Genomic DNA, 14,032 nt, shown 5'->3' with positions numbered 1-14,032 from the left:
TGCGGACCTGGCCTCCTTGTCAATTCATCGCGCCGACCGACGTTGTCGCTCACGCTAACCCCCGGACCGCGCACATCACCGGGCGGGTACGCACCACCCCCGGTTGTGCGATGATGGCCAAGCATCTGAACACCACCGCAACACCTGCCACTCTCCAGCAGGCTCGGAGATGATCGATGAGTTTGGAGGGTGCCCGTTGTCCGTTCGTCCCATCGCGAGCCCGCCCCGCCGCGATACCTTCGCCGTCATACCCGTCGTCGAATACGAGCCGCCGACACGAAACGTCCCGCAGTGCCGGCAGTCATCCCACGCGACGTTGCGGCCCCACCCCGCGCGTTCGACTCGCCGACAGCCGGCCGCCGCCCCGGCGGTCAGGGCGGCGGCCGCGTCTACCCCGATGCGCCAGGCGGCGGCCTTCGCCGACGCCGCACTGCGCCGAGTGCTGGAAGTCATCGACCGCCGCCGGCCGGCGGCCCAGCTGCGCCCGCTGCTGGCTCCAAGCCTCGTCGACTCCGTGCTCTCGGTCGGTCGCGCGGCGAGTGGGCACGCCGCCGGGCAAGGCTCCGCGGTGTTGCGCCGCACGCGCCTGCAGCCGGCCGGGCGTGACGCCCCGCAGACCGCGGCGGAGGTTTTCGGCACCTACAGTCGCGGGGACCGAGTCCACGCGATCGCCTGCCGAGTGGAACTGCTGCCCACTGCCAACGGAACCAAGTGGCTGGTGGTCGCCTTGCATATCGGTTGACCGGGCCGGCGCCGGCATGCGCCACGCTCCTCGAAAGTTAGTTCCGCCCAGCCGTTTCGGCCGGGCGCCGGCGTGGCCTCGGGAGCAGCATCGACACACTCCGGCGGTACTCGTGGTATTCGGGTCCCAGCGATGCGACGAGGTCGCGCTCCTCCAATTGCACGGCGATCAGGATGTAGCCCGTGGTGGCGATCGAGAAGAGCAGGTGCCCGGCGGTCATCGTGGGGGCCGCCCAGAACGCGATGACGAAACCGAGCATGAGTGGGTGCCGCACCAGCCGGTAGAACCATCGAGCCTGAAAAGCCAGGTCGGTGTAGGGCTCTCCGCGCCAAGCCAAATACACCTGCCGGAGGCCGAACAAATCGAAGTGGTTGATCATGAAGGTCGACGCGAACACGGTCGCCCACCCGAGCCAGAACAACGCCCACAGCACCAGCCGACCCGCCTGCGGTTTCACGTCCCAGATGACCGCGGGCATCGTTCGCCACTGCCAGTAGAGCAGCAGCAGTAGCGCGCTGGCCAGCAACACATAGGTACTGCGCTCAATCGACGGCGGCACGAATCGCGTCCACCACCGCTTGAACCACCGCCGCGCCATGACGCTGTGCTGGACGGCGAACGCACCGAGCAACAGCACGTTGATCGTGACCGCCGGGCCGATCGATGCCGTGATCGCGTGATCGACGCTCCGCGGCACCACGAGGTTGCCCACGAAGCCGATCGCGTACAAGAAAGCCACCAGGAAGACCACGTAGCTCGCGGCACCGTAACCGATGATCAAGTAGCGCTTCATGGACTAAGTGTCCGCCTCGCGGGCACGTTCGCATATAGCATGTTTGACTCAACCGCCCCCAACGGACTAGGCATTTTTGACTAGTCCACGTCGAAGCGCATGCAACCTGGCGCCGATCCGGTTCTACACGCCGATCTTGGCGTAGGAGCGCTCCAGGTGGTTGCGGGAGGTCATTTCGGTGATCGCCGACCACGCCGCGATCTCCTGGTTGGACGCGCCACGGGCGAGAAGGCACAGCACTTCGTCCTCTCGTGGGGTGAGGCCGTCCGGACGCAGGTTCGGCCGTGCGGTGGGCGGATGGGTAGCCGACCGCGGCCGCCAGAATCCCGCCGCGGGCCCGCTAGCGCTTCTTCACCGATTTCGGTGGCTTGGCGCCCCGACCTTGCCGTCGCGCGGCCTCGCGCCGCTCGCGCCGGCTGGCGCCCGCGGGCACGCCGGCCGGCGTCCGCTGTCCAGCGCCGTTGCGTTGCACCTGCGCCGAGCCGTCCTCGGACGGGCCCGAATACGTCAGTGCGGGCGCCTCGGCCTCAATTCCCTTGGTGCGCAAGGTGCTTGGCGCCTCCCGGCGCACGGCCGCGGGCGCGCCCCCGGTGCTGCGTTGCTGCGCCGCGGCCGCCGCGGCCGTCGCGAATTCCGCCAGGTCTTCGGGTTCTGCGACCGGGGCGACCTGCGGGGCCGGGACCGCCTCCACGGTGACGTTGAACAGGAAGCCGACCGACTCCTCTTTCAGGCCGTCGAGCATGGCCATGAACATGTCGTAGCCCTCGCGCTGGTATTCCACCAACGGGTCGCGCTGCGCCATCGCACGTAGCCCGATGCCCTCCTTGAGGTAGTCCATCTCGTAGAGGTGCTCGCGCCACTTACGGTCGATGACGTTGAGCAACACGTTGCGCTCCAGCTGCCGCATCGCGCCCTCACCGGCGATTTCCTCCAGCTCGGCTTCCCTTGCGGCATAAGCACGTTCGGCGTCTTTGAGCAGCGCGTCCAGCAGCTCTTCGCGGGTGAGCTCGTCGCGCTCGGACTCGTCGTCGTGACGCGTCAGCGTCTCGTGGGAGATCCCGACCGGGTAGAGCGTCTTGAGCGCCGCCCACAACGCGTCCAGATCCCAATCCTCGGCGTAGCCTTCGCTGGTCGCGCCGTCGACATAGGCGGTGACGACGTCGCGGACCATGTCCAACGCCTGGTCCTTGAGGTTCTCGCCCTCGAGGATGCGGCGGCGCTCGGCGTAGATCACCTTGCGCTGCTGGTTCATCACCTCGTCGTATTTGAGGACGTTCTTTCTGACCTCGAAGTTCTGCTGCTCGACCTGCGTCTGGGCGCTCTTGATCGCCCGGGTGACCATCTTGGCCTCGATCGGCACGTCGTCGGGCAGGTTCAGCCGGTTAAGCATCGCCTCCAGCGCGGCCCCGTTGAACCGGCGCATCAGCTCGTCGCCCAGCGACAGGTAGAAGCGTGACTCGCCCGGGTCGCCTTGGCGGCCGGAACGGCCGCGCAACTGGTTGTCGATGCGCCGCGACTCGTGCCGCTCGGTGCCCAGCACGTACAGGCCGCCGGCCTCGATCACCTCGGCGGCCTCCTTGAGGGCCTCCTCTTTGACGACGGGCAGTTCCTCGTGCCAGGCCGCCTCGTACTCGTCGGGCGTCTCCACTGGATCCAGACCGCGGGCCCGCAGCCGCTGGTCGGTGAGGAAGTCGACGTTGCCACCCAGCACGATGTCGGTGCCTCGCCCGGCCATGTTGGTGGCGACCGTGATGCCGCCGCGGCGGCCCGCCACCGCGATGATGCCCGCCTCCTGCTCGTGGTACTTGGCGTTGAGGACGTTGTGCGGGATGCGGCGCTTGGTGAACTGCCGCGACAGGTACTCCGAGCGCTCCACGCTGGTAGTGCCGATCAGCACCGGCTGGCCCTTCTCGTAGCGCTCGGCGACGTCGTCGACCACGGCGATGTACTTGGCTTCCTCGGTCTTGTAGATGAGGTCGGACTGGTCGGTGCGGATCATCGGCTTGTTGGTCGGGATGGTGACCACGCCGAGCCTGTAGATCTCGTGCAGCTCGGCGGCCTCGGTCTGGGCGGTGCCGGTCATGCCGGCGAGCTTGTCGTAGAGCCGGAAGTAGTTCTGCAGCGTGATGGTCGCCAGGGTCTGGTTTTCGGCCTTGATCTCGACGTGCTCCTTGGCCTCGATGGCCTGGTGCATGCCCTCGTTGTAGCGGCGACCGATCAGCACCCGACCGGTGAACTCGTCGACGATGAGCACCTCGCCGTCTCGGACGATGTAGTCCTTGTCGCGGTGGAACAGCTCCTTGGCCTTCAGCGCGTTGTTGAGGTAGCTGACCAGCGGCGAGTTGGCGGCCTCGTACAGGTTGTCGATGCCTAGCTGGTCCTCGACGAACTCCACGCCCTTTTCGTGCACGCCGACAGTGCGCTTGCGCAGGTCGACCTCGTAGTGGGTGTCCTTTTCCATCAGCGGCGCCAGCCGGGCGAACTCGGTGTACCAGTTGGACGCGCCGTCGGCGGGACCGGAGATGATCAGCGGGGTGCGGGCCTCGTCGATCAGGATGGAGTCAACCTCGTCGACGATCGCGTAGTTGTGTCCGCGCTGCACCAGGTCGTCCAGTGAGTGCGCCATGTTGTCGCGCAGGTAGTCGAAGCCGAACTCGTTGTTGGTGCCGTAGGTGATGTCGGCGTTGTAGGCCACGCGGCGTTCATCCGGCGTCATGGGGGCCAGGATCACCCCGACCTGAAGCCCGAGGAAGCGATGCACACGACCCATCCACTCGCTGTCACGTTTGGCCAGGTAGTCGTTAACCGTGACGATGTGCACGCCCTTACCGGCCAGGGCGTTGAGGTAGGCGGGCAACACGCAGGTCAGGGTCTTGCCCTCACCGGTCTTCATCTCGGCGACGTTGCCCAGGTGCAGCGCGGCCGCACCCATCACCTGGACATCGAACGGCCGCTGGTCGAGCACCCGCCAGGCGGCCTCGCGGGCCACCGCAAACGCCTCGGGCAACAGGTCGTCGAGGGTTTCGCCGTCGGCGAGGCGCTTTTTGAACTCGTCGGTCCTCGCCCTCAGCTCGGCGTCGGTGAGCAACGCGGCGTCGTCGGACAACGTGTTGACATAGTCGGCCACCTTTTTGAGGCGCTTGACCATGCGACCTTCGCCAAGCCGCAGCAACTTCGACAGCACAGCTATGTCCCCTGTTGGATTGAGTGTTCGGCGTCCCCCATCCTAGGTGACGTCGGGGTGTCGACCGTCGATCGTCAGGCCAGCCTGATCAAGCCATAGTCGTAGCCGTGCCGACGGTAGACCACCGACGGCCGCTCGGTCTCCTTGTCGTAGAACAAAAAGAAGTCGTGGCCGACGAGCTCCATCTCGTACAGCGCATCGTCGACCGACATCGGCTTGGCCGGGTGTTCCTTGGTGCGGACGATCCGCCCGGGTTCGTGGTCCTTCGTGGCTTGCAGGCCGACGTCGGCGCCGTCATGCTCGTGTGGCTCCACCACCTGGGTGTCAAAGGCCTGCTCCGGCGGCGGGATCACCGCGGTGGCCTCGGCCAACGACACCGGAGTCTTGTCGCCGTAGTGCACCTTGCGGCGATCCTTGCCGCGGCGCAGCCGGCTCTCCAGTTTGACCACCGCCGACTCGAGCGCGGCATAGAAGCTGTCGGCGCAGGCCTCCCCACGCACTATCGGCCCGCGCCCACGAGCGGTGATCTCAACGCGCTGACAGGACTTGCGTTGGCGACGGTTGCGTTCATGATCGAGTTCGACGTCGAACAGATAGATGGTCCGGTCGAACCGCTCCAAGCGGGCGAGTTTCTGGGAGACGTAGATGCGGAAGTGATCGGGGATCTCGACGTTGCGGCCCTTGAACACGACCTCGGCATGTGTCGGTTCGACCCGCTCGTCGGTTCCAGCCGACTCGTCGAGAACATGACCGGATTCCACGGTTAGCCTTGACATACGTGACAACTCGTTTCTCTTTTCACGTCACACGCGCCCTGCGTGTCCGGATTTCAGATACGCGCCGACGGAGTTAGAGCGGTTTGGACACGTTACCGCCGCAGGCTGCCCGCCGGAGCAAGATGTCGAATTCTCACCTCCTCCGCGGGGGGCACTTCAACGTGGGAAATCGCGACCGTGAGTCTGCTTCGTAAGTCTTGCAGGTTGTTCTCGACGTTAGCTCGTGTTCGCCTCGCCATGCCACCAATTTGGTCGACCTGTTGCGAGTTCTTCACGTTCTCATGGGAACTTCCTGGGTCCACGCCGATTCCGTCATGCCGCCGCTACCGCCAGCACCGCAGCGACCCGCATCCCGGCCGCCTGCAGGACACGCACCGACTCGCGCGCGGTCGCGCCGGTGGTGACGACGTCGTCGACGAGCAAGACTTCGTTGGCGGTCGGCAGCCGCCGACGCCTTAGCAGCACCCGACCGGCGATATTGCGCTCACGGGCGGAGGTGCCAAGGCCTACCGAGTCGCGGGCCAGCGCCCTTATGCGCAATGCCCGCACAACGGTGATCTCGGGGTCGCCGCCGACGGTGGCCGCAGCTAACCGGGCGAGCCGGGTGACGGGGTCGCCCCCGCGCCGCCGTGCCGCCGAACGCCGGGTCGGCGCGGGCACGATCGTCAGCGGGGTCTCGACGATGCCCCAGGACAGCAACCGGTGGACACCGCTGGCCAGTGCGCGCGCCAGGGGGTGCACGAGATCACCGCGGCCGCGCTCCTTCATCGCCAGGGTCGCCTGGCGACGGGCGCCGGCGTAGCGGCCCAGCGCGAAGACGGGCACCTGCGGGTCGGCGCGCGGGCTGATCAGATGCGGTTGGCCGGGTTTGATGACGAGTTCGGCGGCGCACCCTGCGCACCAGCGGGTCGACGGCGCCCCGCACCCGCCGCATTCCAGCGGCAGAATCAGGTCGAGCATGATGCGAGTATGGCGCGCCGGGGCGACAGGCGGGGGCGCGGCCGCTCAGTCGGAACCTCTTAGCAGCGACGGCCAGGTAAAGCTGAGCGCGCCCTGGCTCAACCGTGTGATGAGGTCTTCCAGATACTTCAGGGGCAACTCGGTTCGCCATTCCGGCAGTAGGGCCGACAGCGTCAGCGATTCCGGGGCGAGGCTGACGTCGGTGACGACGAGCCCATGCGGCAGGTCCGGCAGCCGCACCCGATAAGCGGGAATCCGCGCCGGGAGCACCCACCGTCGCTGGCCGGTCATCAGGGCGCGCGGTCGCAGCCACAACGTTGGTTCAGACGCCGTCCCGGCAACGTCGACGTCGACCTGGAGACTTCCCCAGCCCGGCTGGCGCGCCCAGTGCAGGCGAGCCGTCCCGTCGTCGCACAGCTCAGCGCGCAGCCGCGGCACCGCTTGACGCAACACATCGTCGAAAATCGTTGCCGGCAGCACCGACGACAACCTCACGGGCGCGGCCACCACCAGCGGTGGCATGCCCGGACGGATGTGCACGTTGCGCAGGACGGCAACGGCGTGCTGCAAGCGCTGCCGGTCCCATTTGATGTCGCGCGCAGCCACCCGGACCTCGCCGAGCTGGCCGACAGCCAGCCCCTGGGGCTCCAGTGCCGAGTCCAATTCGGTGACGGTCAGCACCACGTCCTGGTTGCCCACCCGGACCGTGACTTCCTTGCCGACGAGCAGCTGCTGCAGCGTCGTGAACAACGTCCGGTAGGGCGCGCCAACCGCATAGGCAGCCCCTGCGCTTACCGACGGCAGCCCGGTCGACGACCACAACGAGGCCAACGTTTCCAGCGCGCGGAAGGGATCATCCCAGCGCAGACGGGGAACTCTGGGCGACATCGACACGCGCCTCCTCAGTCAGAGGGTAGCCGGTGCGGCTGTCGCGTGATGAGGGGTCCGATTACTTACCCAGGCAGCACCGGCGCCGCCCCGGGCACCATCAGCCCCGCTACCCCCGACCAGCCCTGCTGGCTTTCGGCGGCGGACGCCGAATACATCAGCACCCCGTCCGGAGTGGCGACGTAGACCGTCGACGGGTTGGCCGCAATCGCGAAGAGCGGAATCTGCAATCCGCGGGCCGGGGCGTCGGAGTTCACCCCGTCGAGGTTCACATACGACACCGGATGAGAAGCATCGGTACGGGTCACCACGATGTCGTCACCGGTTCGCCAATACAACGACACCACCGAGGAGCCCAGACCAAAACCCAGCCGCCGCGGGTAGGTCAGAGCGAACTGGCCGGCCTGGGTTTGCTCGACACTGGCCAGGATCACCTGCCCTCCGATCACCATCGCGGCACGTGTCCCGTCGCGGGACAGCTGCAAGTCGGTGATCGGCCCCGGGAAGCGGCTGGCCACCGCCGTGGAATCCACCGGAATGCGAGCGGGTTGTCCGGACGCCGGTTCCTGAATCGCCCGCAGCACGTTGTTGGTGTCGACCACCACCCAGACGGCATCGTCCAGCGACCAGCTGGGTCGCGACAGGCTGTGCCCGTCGGCGGACTGGACCGCCTCGCCACCGAGGTCGCCGATCCACAACGACGCCGCCGCATCCGGGGCGCCACGCCGCAACGTCACCACCGTCGCCACCTGCCGGCCGCTGCGTGACAGCGCGGCGTCGGTCTGGTCCGGCATCCGCCCGAAGGCTCCGGCCACCGTGGTGATGCGCTGGCCGTCCAGCGACACCAGCGACCCACCCACCAGGGCATGCAATCCAGCCCCCGCGCCGTCGGCCACGCCCGGGTCGGTGGCCGCGACATCGGAGGTGGTCCACCCGTCGACAAACCTGTCGTCCAGCGGCGCGCCGTCGGCGTTGATCACGTACGGCCCTCTGATGTCCGCTCGGGCCAGCGTCCAAATGATCTGCGCGGCAAGCAATGCCCTGCTGTGTGGATCGGTCGTAGACAGCTTCTCCAGATCGATGCGCGCACCGCCGTAACCGCGCCCGATCCCGCTCTTGCCGCCGTCGGCCCGGGTGACCGGTCCGCGTAGCCGCAGCGGCGGAGCCAGCAGATTGCGCACCGCGTGCGCCATCTCCGGACGTGCACCCGCCAGCAGCTTGGAGATGAGTTCCGTGGCCAACTGATCGTGGTCGGACACCGCGACGTAACGCGGATCGGGGACCACGGTCTTACCGGTCGGGTCGGCGAAGTAGAGCGTGTTGCGCTTGTAGGTCGCCTGGAACTGCTGCCAGTCCAGGAAGACACCGTTGGGCAGGCGATCGATGCGCCAGCCACCGGATGTTTTCACCAACTCGATCGGCCCCGGGTCGGGCAGCTGGCCCTCGGCGGTCTCGAATACCCCCATGTCGGACAGCGAGCCCAGGATATCTGCCCGCATCGTGGCCGAAACCCGCTCGGCGCCACGGGTTTCCACGAACACAACGTGGTCGATCAGCAGCGCGCTACCGGCGTCGTCCCACGAGTTGGATGCCGATTGGGTGAGGAATTGGCGCGCCGCCAGGTGCCGATTGGCCGGATCGGCTGTGGCCTTGAGGAATTCGCGCAGCAGCACGTCGGGATCCATACCCGGGGTCGGCTTGGGCAAGTTCGACGGTGCCGGTCGCTCGACGGTGCCGATCGCCTGCGGGGCCGACGAGCTGGGCACTCCCGCACAGCCGGCGAGCAACACGGTCACGAACATCAGCGCCAGGACCCGCATTACGAGCCCCTCTCGGCGTGCTCGCGGTGACGCTGATGCTCTTTGCGTTCCGGCTTGTGTTCCGCGCCAGCGGGCTGCGGAATCGGCTGCGGGATGGGTTGCGGGACCGGTTTCATGGGCAGCGGGCTGGTGGTGACCTTGTGGCCACGAACCAGGGGAAGCGTCAGGCGGAAACAGGCCCCCTGGCCCGGCTCGCCCCATGCCTCCAGCCGCCCCTGGTGCAGGCGAGCATCCTCGATGCTGATCGCCAGCCCGAGCCCGGTGCCGCCCGACCGCCGCACCCGCGAGGGGTCCGAACGCCAGAACCGGCTGAACACCAGCTTCTCCTCGCCGGGCCGCAGCCCAACCCCGTAGTCGCGGACGGTGACCGCGACCGTGTCTTCGTCGGCGGCCATCCGGATGTCCACCGGTTTGTGCTCGGCATGGTCGATGGCGTTGGCAATCAGATTGCGCAGGATCCGCTCCACCCGGCGCGCATCGACCTCGGCGATCACCTCCTCGGCGGGCATGTCCACCAGCAACTTGATGCCGGCCTCCTCGGCCAGGTGACCCACGTTGCCCAGCGCGCTGTTCACCGTCGCGCGCAGGTCGACCGCCTCGACGGACAGCTCGGCCACACCGGCGTCGTGCCGGGAGATCTCTAGCAGGTCGTTGAGCAGCGTCTCGAACCGGTCCAGCTCGCTGACCATCAACTCGGTGGACCGCCGCAGTGTCGGGTCGAGGTCGGAACTGTGGTCGTAGATTAAGTCCGCGGCCATTCGCACGGTGGTCAGCGGCGTCCGCAGCTCGTGGCTGACGTCGGACGTGAAGCGGCGCTGCAGGTTGCCGAATTCCTCCAGCTGGGTGATCTGCCGCGACAAACTCTCGGCCATGTCGTTGAACGACACCGCCAGCCGGGCCATGTCGTCTTCGCCGCGCACCGGCATGCGCTCAGACAAGTGCCCCTCGGCGAACCGTTCGGCGATCCGCGACGCCGACCGGACCGGCACCACCACCTGGCGCGACACCAGCAGCGCGATGCCGGCCAGCAGGACCAGCAGCACCAGACCCCCGGTGGCCATCGTGCCTCGCACGAGCGTGATCGTGGCCTGCTCGTTCGCCAGGGGAAATATCAGGTATAGCTCGAGGTTGGCCACCCGCGACGACGTCGGTGTGCCGACGATCAGCGCCGGTCCGGAGAAGCCTTCGGTCTGCACCGTCGCGTACTGGTAGGCCGCCTGACCGGCCTTGACGAAACCGCGCAGCGCGCTGGGCACCTGATCGACCGGTCCGGCACTCGAGGCGGCGCGCGGCCCATCCCCCGGCACCATCAGCACCGCATCGAACGCACCGGCTTGGCCGGCGCCCCAGGCCGGGTCGGTTTTCGATGTCAGCGTGTTGCGGGCCAATTGGAGGCTGCTGTCCAGCGAGCGAGTTTCCTCACCGTTGACGATCCCGCTGACCGTGGTGCGGGCCCGCTCGATCTGGTCGATCGCCGCCTTGAGCTTGACGTCGAGCACACGATTGGTGAGCTGGCTGGTCAGCACGAAACCGAGCGCCAAGATCACGGCCAACGAAAGTCCAAGGGTCAACGCCACAACTCGCAGTTGCAGCGATCGGCGCCAGGCAATACCCACGGCTCGACTCAACGCGCCCATACCGCGCGTCATGGGACCAGAGCGCCCCCAGCGACCCCGAGTGCGTCGCCGCGAGCCCCGAATCAATGGCGCCACTCCTTAGCATCGCGACAACGCCCTGCGTCGTCGCCGGCGCGGATCACGGAGGTCCGGCCTTGTAACCCACTCCTCGAACGGTCAACACCACAGTCGGGTTCTCAGGGTCTTTCTCGACCTTGGCCCGCAGCCGCTGGACGTGCACGTTCACCAGGCGGGTATCCGCCGGGTGCCGGTATCCCCACACCTGTTCGAGCAGCACATCTCGAGTAAACACCTGGCGTGGTTTGCGCGCCAACGCGACCAGCAGGTCGAACTCGAGCGGTGTCAGCGAAATCTGCTCGCCGTTGCGGGTGACCTTGTGTGCCGGCACGTCGATGTCGACGTCGGCGATCGACAGCATCTCGGCCGGTTCGTCGTCGTTGCGTCGCAGCCGTGCCCGCACCCGGGCGACTAGCTCCTTGGGCTTGAACGGCTTCATGATGTAGTCGTCAGCGCCGGACTCCAGGCCCAACACCACGTCCACGGTGTCGGTCTTGGCGGTCAGCATCACGATCGGCACGCCGGAATCGGCGCGCAACACCCGGCACACGTCGATGCCATTCATTCCGGGCAACATCAGGTCCAGCAGCACAAGGTCGGGGCGCAGCTCGCGCACCGCGGTCAGGGCCTGCGTACCGTCACCGATGACAGCGGTGTCGAAGCCCTCCCCACGCAGCACGATGGTCAGCATCTCCGCCAGCGAAGCGTCGTCATCGACGACGAGAATCCTTTGCCTCATGCTGTCCATGGTGTCACCAGATCGGGACAAAACTGGCGCGCCACACGGGTGTTTCTTGCTTGATAGGGGCAATTACGCCTCAATTTCCTGTTCGGGGGCGCTTTACAGGGGCCTGTCACCCGCCAAAGTGGCCGCGAGCCGGCCCGGATCTACGTCGGCGTCGACGACCAGCCATCGCCCGCCCCAGCCCGCCGCGGCCAGCCCGGCGTATACCGCGCCGGTGCGCCGCTGAAGTTCGTCGTCACGTTCGTAGCTATCGCGCGCCCGGCCCGGATCGCTTTCGGCCCGGCTGCGGGCGCGCTCGGCGGCGAGCTCGGCGGGCACCGCGAGCAGCACTTGCCAGTCCGGCGCGGGCACCCCCAGCCTGCGGTATTCGATCTCGTGCACCCAGGCAACCGCCGCGCCGGCGGCGTCCTGGTGCAGACGCGCCGCACTATAGGCCGCGTTGGAGGCGACGTAGCGATCCAGGATCACCACGTCGTGGTCACGCCTGGCGCCCTCGATCTCCGCGATCGCGCCGGCGCGGTCGAGCGCGAACAGCATCGCCATCGCGTACGCCGACGACGCGAGGTCGCCGTGCGCGCCGTGCAGTGCCTCGGCCGCGACGTCGGCAACCACCGACTGCCCGTATCGGGGAAAGGCCAGCGTGGCCACCGACTTCCCGGCCGAACGGAATGCGCCGCCCAGCCCGTCCGACAAAGTCCGCTTGCCGGCGCCGTCGACCCCCTCGATCGCGATCAGCACGGCGCGAGCCTATCGGTGCGGGCGCGAGCAGACGCAGAATCGCGCGGCCAACGGCCTTTTCGTGCGATTCTGCGTCTGCTCGTGGAGGGAGTGGAGGGAGAGGGCCTCAGTAGCGGTAGTGGTCCGGCTTGTAGGGGCCCTCGACGTCGACGCCGAGGTATTCGGCCTGCTCCTTGGTCAGCTTCGTCAGATGACCGCCGAGGGCCTCGACGTGGATGCGGGCCACCTTCTCATCGAGGTGCTTGGGGAGCCGGTACACCTCGTTGTCGTACTCGTCGGACTTGGTCCACAGCTCGATCTGGGCGATCGTCTGGTTGGCGAAGCTGTTGCTCATCACGAACGACGGGTGCCCGGTGGCGTTGCCCAGGTTCAGCAGCCGACCCTCCGACAGCACGATGACCGACCGCCCGGTGTCGCCGAAGGTCCACAGGTCGACCTGCGGCTTGATATTGACCCGGGTGGCCCCGGAGCGCTCCAGCCCCGCCATGTCGATCTCGTTGTCGAAGTGGCCGATGTTGCCCAGGATGGCGTGATCCTTCATCGCCTTGATGTGCTCGAGCATGATGATGTCTTTGTTGCCGGTGGCGGTCACGACGATGTCGGCGTCGCCGATGGCCTCCTCGACGGTCACCACCGGGAAGCCCTCCATCAGCGCCTGCAGGGCGTTGATCGGGTCGATCTCGGTGACGCGGACCCGGGCGCCCTGACCCTTCATCGCCTCCGCGCAGCCCTTACCGACATCGCCGTAGCCACAGATCAGGACATTCTTGCCGCCGATCAGCGCGTCGGTGCCGCGGTTGATGCCGTCGATCAGGGAGTGCCGGGTGCCGTACTTGTTGTCGAACTTGGACTTGGTCACCGAGTCGTTGACGTTGATCGCCGGGAAGGCCAGATCGCCGGCCGCGGCGAATTGGTACAGACGCAGCACCCCGGTGGTCGTTTCCTCGGTAACGCCCTTGACCGACTCGGCGATCTTCGTCCACTTGCCCTTGTCGGTCTCGAAACGCTTGCGCAGCAGGTTCAGGAAGACCTTCCACTCGGCGGGGTCGTCCTCCTCGGCGGGCGGCACCACGCCGGCCTTCTCGTACTGCATACCCCGCAGCACGAGCATGGTGGCGTCGCCGCCGTCGTCGAGGATCATGTTGGCCGGCTTGTCGGGGTCGGGCCAGGTCAGCATCTGCTCGGCCGCCCACCAGTACTCCTCGAGCGTCTCGCCCTTCCAGGCGAACACCGGGACGCCCTTGGGCTCCTCCGGGGTGCCGTGCGGCCCGACGACGACGGCGGCCGCGGCGTGGTCCTGGGTCGAGAAGATGTTGCACGAGGCCCAGCGGACCTCGGCGCCCAGCGCGGTCAGGGTTTCGATCAACACCGCGGTCTGCACGGTCATGTGCAGCGAACCCGAAATCCGGGCCCCCTTCAGCGGCTGCACCTCGGCGTACTCCCGGCGCAGCGACATCAGGCCGGGCATCTCGTGCTCGGCGATCCGGAGCTCTTTTCGACCGAAATCCGCGAGCGACAAATCGGCGATCTTGAAATCGATGCCGTTACGTACGTCTGGGACTAGCGAAGTTTCGGTCAGCAAGTTTCCGGTCATGGCGTGTTTCATCCTTACTACGGGGCTCACGGGGGCTCTAAAGGTCCGAGCGGGCTGCATCGCCTCAATACGCTCGAGCGCCACTTTAGTCGCCTCAC

At 67.2% G+C, this 14,032-nt stretch carries 11 protein-coding genes and 1 pseudogene; 1 reads left to right on the top strand and 11 read right to left on the bottom strand.

The annotated features are described in order from the left end of the window. The first annotated feature begins 196 nt into the window (after nucleotides 1-196). On the top strand, nucleotides 197-742 hold the full coding sequence (locus G6N24_RS02315; protein WP_085161168.1) for an Rv3235 family protein: 546 nt from the start codon (nucleotides 197-199) through the stop codon (nucleotides 740-742). A 37-nt stretch (nucleotides 743-779) separates the two neighbouring features. On the opposite strand, the gene mddA is transcribed toward G6N24_RS02315, so the two are convergent. The 11 genes and pseudogenes from mddA to ahcY form a co-directional block, all read right to left on the bottom strand. Continuing rightward, a complete protein-coding gene (gene mddA / locus G6N24_RS02310) occupies nucleotides 780-1,535 on the bottom strand; it encodes a methanethiol S-methyltransferase (protein WP_085161170.1) in 756 nt (251 codons plus the stop codon). A 123-nt stretch (nucleotides 1,536-1,658) separates the two neighbouring features. Continuing rightward, nucleotides 1,659-1,826 (bottom strand): annotated as a pseudogene (locus G6N24_RS02305) (LuxR C-terminal-related transcriptional regulator); the annotation flags it as partial. A 49-nt stretch (nucleotides 1,827-1,875) separates the two neighbouring features. After that, nucleotides 1,876-4,719: a preprotein translocase subunit SecA gene (gene secA, locus G6N24_RS02300; protein WP_085161175.1), complete on the bottom strand. Its 2,844-nt coding sequence runs from the start codon at nucleotides 4,717-4,719 to the stop codon at nucleotides 1,876-1,878. Nucleotides 4,720-4,793: 74 nt separating this feature from the next. Beyond that, nucleotides 4,794-5,480 (bottom strand): ribosome hibernation-promoting factor, HPF/YfiA family, encoded by a 687-nt coding sequence (gene hpf / locus G6N24_RS02295; RefSeq protein WP_139822450.1) that lies wholly within the window; start codon nucleotides 5,478-5,480, stop codon nucleotides 4,794-4,796. A gap of 327 nt (nucleotides 5,481-5,807) precedes the next feature. Continuing rightward, nucleotides 5,808-6,455 carry a ComF family protein gene (locus tag G6N24_RS02290; RefSeq protein WP_085161180.1) on the bottom strand — a complete coding sequence of 216 codons (648 nt, stop codon included), beginning with the start codon at nucleotides 6,453-6,455 and terminating at the stop codon, nucleotides 5,808-5,810. Nucleotides 6,456-6,500: 45 nt separating this feature from the next. Further along, nucleotides 6,501-7,343: a hypothetical protein gene (locus G6N24_RS02285; RefSeq protein WP_085161182.1), complete on the bottom strand. Its 843-nt coding sequence runs from the start codon at nucleotides 7,341-7,343 to the stop codon at nucleotides 6,501-6,503. A 65-nt stretch (nucleotides 7,344-7,408) separates the two neighbouring features. Next, the gene (gene lpqB, locus G6N24_RS02280; protein WP_085161185.1) at nucleotides 7,409-9,163 is read right to left on the bottom strand and encodes an MtrAB system accessory lipoprotein LpqB; all 1,755 of its coding nucleotides are present in this window, start codon (nucleotides 9,161-9,163) and stop codon (nucleotides 7,409-7,411) included. Then, complete coding sequence (mtrB, locus tag G6N24_RS02275) at nucleotides 9,163-10,866, bottom strand: MtrAB system histidine kinase MtrB (protein WP_085161249.1); 1,704 nt, start codon at nucleotides 10,864-10,866, stop codon at nucleotides 9,163-9,165. Before mtrB ends, lpqB begins: the two co-directional genes overlap by 1 nt. 52 nt (nucleotides 10,867-10,918) lie before the next feature. After that, entirely contained in the window at nucleotides 10,919-11,605 is a 687-nt protein-coding gene (gene mtrA / locus G6N24_RS02270) for a two-component system response regulator MtrA (RefSeq protein ID WP_055576516.1), read from the bottom strand. A gap of 93 nt (nucleotides 11,606-11,698) precedes the next feature. Next, nucleotides 11,699-12,340, bottom strand: a complete 642-nt coding sequence (locus G6N24_RS02265) for a dTMP kinase (protein WP_085161187.1) — start codon at nucleotides 12,338-12,340, stop codon at nucleotides 11,699-11,701. Between the two features lie 106 nt (nucleotides 12,341-12,446). Continuing rightward, nucleotides 12,447-13,934 carry an adenosylhomocysteinase gene (gene ahcY / locus G6N24_RS02260; protein ID WP_085161251.1) on the bottom strand — a complete coding sequence of 496 codons (1,488 nt, stop codon included), beginning with the start codon at nucleotides 13,932-13,934 and terminating at the stop codon, nucleotides 12,447-12,449. Nucleotides 13,935-14,032: the final 98 nt, after the last annotated feature.

Source organism: Mycobacterium lacus (assembly GCF_010731535.1).
Lineage (GTDB): Bacteria > Actinomycetota > Actinomycetes > Mycobacteriales > Mycobacteriaceae > Mycobacterium > Mycobacterium lacus.
This window is presented reverse-complemented; position numbering and strand designations above follow the sequence as displayed.

Coding starts and splice junctions, on each gene's coding strand:
- mtrA (WP_055576516.1), bottom strand. CDS start 11,605: ATGGACAGCATGAGGCAAAGGATTCTCGTCGTCGATGACGACGCTTCG.
- G6N24_RS02285 (WP_085161182.1), bottom strand. CDS start 7,343: ATGTCGCCCAGAGTTCCCCGTCTGCGCTGGGATGATCCCTTCCGCGCG.
- G6N24_RS02290 (WP_085161180.1), bottom strand. CDS start 6,455: ATGCTCGACCTGATTCTGCCGCTGGAATGCGGCGGGTGCGGGGCGCCG.
- mddA (WP_085161170.1), bottom strand. CDS start 1,535: ATGAAGCGCTACTTGATCATCGGTTACGGTGCCGCGAGCTACGTGGTC.
- ahcY (WP_085161251.1), bottom strand. CDS start 13,934: ATGACCGGAAACTTGCTGACCGAAACTTCGCTAGTCCCAGACGTACGT.
- lpqB (WP_085161185.1), bottom strand. CDS start 9,163: ATGCGGGTCCTGGCGCTGATGTTCGTGACCGTGTTGCTCGCCGGCTGT.